Origin of the sequence: Psychrobacter sp. TB20-MNA-CIBAN-0197 (assembly GCF_040309765.1) — a bacterium.
Classification (GTDB): domain Bacteria; phylum Pseudomonadota; class Gammaproteobacteria; order Pseudomonadales; family Moraxellaceae; genus Psychrobacter; species Psychrobacter submarinus.
Map to the genome: position 1 here is coordinate 1 of NZ_JBEOPC010001384.1, position 236 is coordinate 236.

The window sequence follows — 236 nt, forward strand, 5'->3', positions numbered from 1 at the left end:
GACTTTGAGAGCGTGGTGCAAAACGACAACGGTCTTATTAAAACCAAAGACGGCATCGAGCTTGATTTTTCAGCAGTGGCAAAAGGCTACGGAGTTGACGTTATCGCTGACGTCCTCAAAAACAACTATAAAATCCGTAATTATATGGTCGAGATTGGTGGTGAAATTGCCACCTCTGGCGTCAATAACCAACAGCAACCGTGGCAAATTGCGATTGATGCGCCTATCGACGGTAG

Annotated in this window: 1 protein-coding gene; it reads left to right on the forward strand. The window is 45.8% G+C overall.

Annotated features, from left to right (window positions below; genetic code table 11):
* The coding region (locus AAEY83_RS18495) for an FAD:protein FMN transferase (RefSeq protein ID WP_351061621.1) at positions 1-236 on the forward strand (236 nt) is incomplete at both ends.